The following is a 3590-nucleotide window of genomic DNA, read 5'->3' on the forward strand; positions in this document are numbered from 1 at the left end:
GTTGAGTTGCTCGTCGGCAAGACGCCACAGGAAGTCCTCGTTGTTCTTGAGCTGCCTCGGCGTAAACAACCGGCTCAACAGCGAGCGGTGTGCGGTGTGCTTCGGAGGATCAAACGTTATGAAGTAGTCGCCGAACGTAACCCTCTGGCGGTGCCGCTCGATCAGATCCGAGATATCGTCGCTGTCGGTTTTGAGCGGAATCCCCGACCATGGTCCGCTGACTATATTGCATACCGAAAAAGTCTTTTCGGCGTCGCGTTGCACCGCGACGGCCTCGTCGTACCCCGACACCATCACCACGCCGTGCGCCGGCTCACGCCACACTGGGCAACGACGGATCGCGTCGTAGTAGTCGTAAGGGTCATCGACGAGCGACTTCTCGGTGAAGAAGTCGAGGTTCTCGGGTCCGCTCACTTCGTCTCCCTCGCGTTTGCTGTATCAATGCTAAGCGCTCAGCAGCTGCACGCAAATAACCGTCGGCAACCGCGCGGGACGCGATGGAGGACCCCGACTCGGGCTATCCTGCGCGTCTCGGCGACGATCCCGAGGCCCGCTCGCTGGCCTGTCCCAGCGCCCTGCTTCCGATGGGCGTCCCCGCGATGTGCGTGCACGCACGGCCGACGACGACGTGCCAGGCAGCCAGTCGCAGCGCTTCGTTGCCGCGGCTCGACGGGCCGGTGACGACTCCCGGCTGCTGCTCCCCGGCACCGACCACTACTCCCTCATCGATGTGACGTCCCCCGCACGGGCGGTTTGCCGCACGGTGGTCCTGGAGCTGGCGCGCTGAACTTTTGGTGTCGCCACTGCGCGGCGGCCGTGGGCGTCGTGACCTGCATTGATCGATATTCCCGTGTCAACATGCTCAAAAAACCGGCAACCGAAATCCTTGGCGAAACCCTCAACACCAGCGGCGCAACCCCGGCAACCACCTCGGGAAGCGTCTTTGACTCTGGACGTACTCGCCCGCGGCGTGTCGCACCCATAATGCGGGCCGCTTTCCGGACGCTTCAACCCGCGCGGTTTACACCTCAGAACCGCGGCCCTCTGCTAACCTCTCGCGCAGACTCTTCGGCCGTATATCGGTCCAGTTCTGTTCGATGTAGTCCAGACACCCAGCGCGGTCCGCTTCGCCGTAAACTACCCGCCAGCCGGCTGGAACGTCGGCGAAGGCCGGCCACAAGCTGTGTTGCTCCTCGTCGTTGACCAAGACGAAAAAGCTGCCATCGTCGTCGTCGAACGGATTGATGCTCATCGGTTCTCCAGACGTCTAGTCGAGACGAACGAATCATACTGGATGTCAACAGGTGGACCTGGGGTTTGACAAAGTTCGACAAAGTTCCTGATGTGACCTCGCATGAATGGCGATCACCAGATTGTTGGTCTTTCTACCTACGCGGTTAATCTGCTGGTAACCGTGGGGATCCCTGCTGGAACAGACTACAAGATATACTTTTTCGGGCGGTATCAAGAGGCACGTCAAGCCGGCGAGGGCCGGGAAACGGCCTACTACACCACATACCGCGGTCTAGCGCACGTTGTTTTCGCCTCCGGTGTAACTATCGCCGGAGCGGTTTTCTGCCTCAGCTTCACCCGACTGCCCTAAAAGCAATATCCCGATGACTTTCTACCTTCTAGCGTTGTGAGGCCGGTATGACTACCCCAGCAAGCGTTCCCACGATCAGCACGAAGTGGGTTCGGCTGTTCCATTTCATTTATGACCACGTTATATCGAAGGCCTACAACTTCGTTCAACTTCCGCTTATTCCGTTGAAAAAAGCAGCGGTGAATGAGTTGGATCTTAAGTGTGGCGACCATGTAATTGTGTTTTGCTGTGGGACCGGTTTGGAATTCCCCTCCATTCAGACGAATATTGGTCCTCAAGGAGAAATCCTCGGCGTCGACTGGTCAGATGGCATGTTAGAGCGGGCTCGCCGAAGTATTACGGACAATGGTTGGACGAACGTCAAACTGGTCAAAGGCGACGTTACCGCCTTACCAGCGGGTGTCGTCGAAACGGCGTCTTACGACGCGGGGATATGCACGCTGGGCTTGTCGATCATTAGTGAGCCCGAAAAAGCTTTCCAAGCACTGAAGAATGCTGTGAGAGGAGGGGGGAGGATAGTAATCGGTGATGTCTGTTCGTTCTCTGGCCTGAAGTCGATCCTGAATCCCCTCCGTACCCTGGGAGACCTTCCAGCGGGCAATACGCACCGCAGCTTGGCGCACAGCCGCGTATTCGCGGAAGCGTTGCCTTCGAGTTCATTGGACGTAAAGCTTAAATGGTATCTGGGCGGTTCGTATTATATCGCGCCGGGCAGAGTTCCCGATGCCCTCTGAATAAGTTAGAACCGACATAATGGCACATCTGTACAACGCGTTGCGCTCACGGCCTGCCACTGCAGGAGAGCGACTTGGCGCTGACAGGCGGAACACCGTTGACCTGTCGCCCTTCACCAGTATCGCCTTGTCAAGGATCCCAGCCTTGTCCCCGGAAGGTCGGTGCAAGACCTTCGATGCGCCACCGATCAGCTCAAGAATTTGTCGACCGCGGCCGCGAGGTCAGGGGAGGCCGACGTTTCCAGGTTGCGGTAGGTTCCGCTGCTGAGCTTGGCCACTTCTTCCCAGGTCGGCCGATCAGGGTCCGGCCCGAGGTCGATGACGTTGACCGCTACCGGCTTCGCCGGGTCGGCGCTCTGCCGGACGAAGTCCTGCAACCCGGCACCGTCGAGGCTCTGGTCGGTATGCGGCCCGGCCGTCACCACCAAAACCGAATTCTTCTCGCCGGCAACGAAACCGGCCAGCGCGTTCTGATAGGCCAACCGCAGTGTGGTGAACGACACCGCGCCACCGGCCGACGAATATTGCGCATCCAGCGCGGCTTTGAGCGCGGCTGCGCGGGGCTGCCCGTTGACCTGGTCAGCCAGTGGACCGGCTGCCACCTCGGTTCGGCTCTCTTTGCCGTCGAACGTCCACAGCCCCACCACCGCGTTCGGCGCCAAGGCCCCGATGCGATTGCTCAGCGCGACGACGACATTGGCCAGCCGAGTTTGGCCGCCCTCGTCGGTGGTCATGGACTGGTCGAGCACGATGGTGACCGCCGGAGCGGTCGCCGGAGCGGTCAACATGTCCGCCAGGGTGGCCCGCATCGTGTCATCACCCACCGCCAGGGTCGATGGTAAGGCGGGGAATTTGGTCAGGCTGCTGCTCGGCGGTCTGACACCCGCCGCCCGGAAGCCGGCTTTGGCCAGTTCGCCGAGTTGGTCGGGTTTGTGCATGAAACGCGCGAACTCGCTTGCGGCGGTGACCTGCTCCTGCGACAGCCAGGAGCCGCTGAGCAGCACCGTCGGATAGTCGGCCACCGCAGCGGGGCCCGGCGGCAGCCACGAACTCAGGGCGCTCTTCGCGTCGGGCAGCGACTGTCCGCGCTGGAACAGCTCTTGTTCGGTTACGGCAACCGCGTGGACCGGCGCGCTTGCGGGATCACCCGGCTTAAGCAAGGTGTTCATCGCCTCGGCCAGCGAATTGTTCGACAGCTTGGGTTGCGCATCGATCAGCGTGCGGACCGCGCCGGCGCCCGACGTGGCGGGGGC

The 3590-nt window shown here is 61.0% G+C and carries 3 protein-coding genes and 3 pseudogenes; 3 read left to right on the top strand and 3 right to left on the bottom strand.

Annotated features, from left to right (window positions below; all coding sequences use genetic code 11):
- A pseudogene (locus WA317_RS10240) lies at positions 1-414 on the bottom strand (cytochrome P450); the annotation flags it as partial.
- Between the two features lie 187 nt (positions 415-601).
- Between WA317_RS10240 and WA317_RS10245 the strand changes: the two are divergent.
- Positions 602-787: a hypothetical protein gene (locus WA317_RS10245; protein ID WP_425172926.1), complete on the top strand. Its 186-nt coding sequence runs from the start codon at positions 602-604 to the stop codon at positions 785-787.
- A gap of 234 nt (positions 788-1021) precedes the next feature.
- On the opposite strand, the gene WA317_RS10250 is transcribed toward WA317_RS10245, so the two are convergent.
- Complete coding sequence (locus WA317_RS10250) at positions 1022-1252, bottom strand: MbtH family protein (protein WP_425172927.1); 231 nt, start codon at positions 1250-1252, stop codon at positions 1022-1024.
- 108 nt (positions 1253-1360) lie between these two features.
- Between WA317_RS10250 and WA317_RS10255 the strand changes: the two are divergent.
- Both WA317_RS10255 and WA317_RS10260 read left to right on the top strand, forming a co-directional pair.
- Positions 1361-1600 (top strand): annotated as a pseudogene (locus tag WA317_RS10255) (MMPL family transporter); the annotation flags it as partial.
- Positions 1601-1650: 50 nt separating this feature from the next.
- Positions 1651-2337 carry a class I SAM-dependent methyltransferase gene (locus tag WA317_RS10260; RefSeq protein WP_425172928.1) on the top strand — a complete coding sequence of 229 codons (687 nt, stop codon included), beginning with the start codon at positions 1651-1653 and terminating at the stop codon, positions 2335-2337.
- Between the two features lie 188 nt (positions 2338-2525).
- Here the strand turns inward: WA317_RS10260 and WA317_RS10265 are convergent.
- Positions 2526-3590, bottom strand: a pseudogene (locus WA317_RS10265) (hypothetical protein); the annotation flags it as partial.

Source organism: Mycobacterium sp. (assembly GCF_049802695.1).
Lineage (GTDB): Bacteria > Actinomycetota > Actinomycetes > Mycobacteriales > Mycobacteriaceae > Mycobacterium.

What these genes read in the sequence shown, in the direction of transcription:
- WA317_RS10250 (WP_425172927.1), bottom strand. Translation starts at nt 1,252, where the DNA reads ATGAGCATCAATCCGTTCGACGACGACGATGGCAGCTTTTTCGTCTTG.
- WA317_RS10260 (WP_425172928.1), top strand. Translation starts at nt 1,651, where the DNA reads ATGACTACCCCAGCAAGCGTTCCCACGATCAGCACGAAGTGGGTTCGG.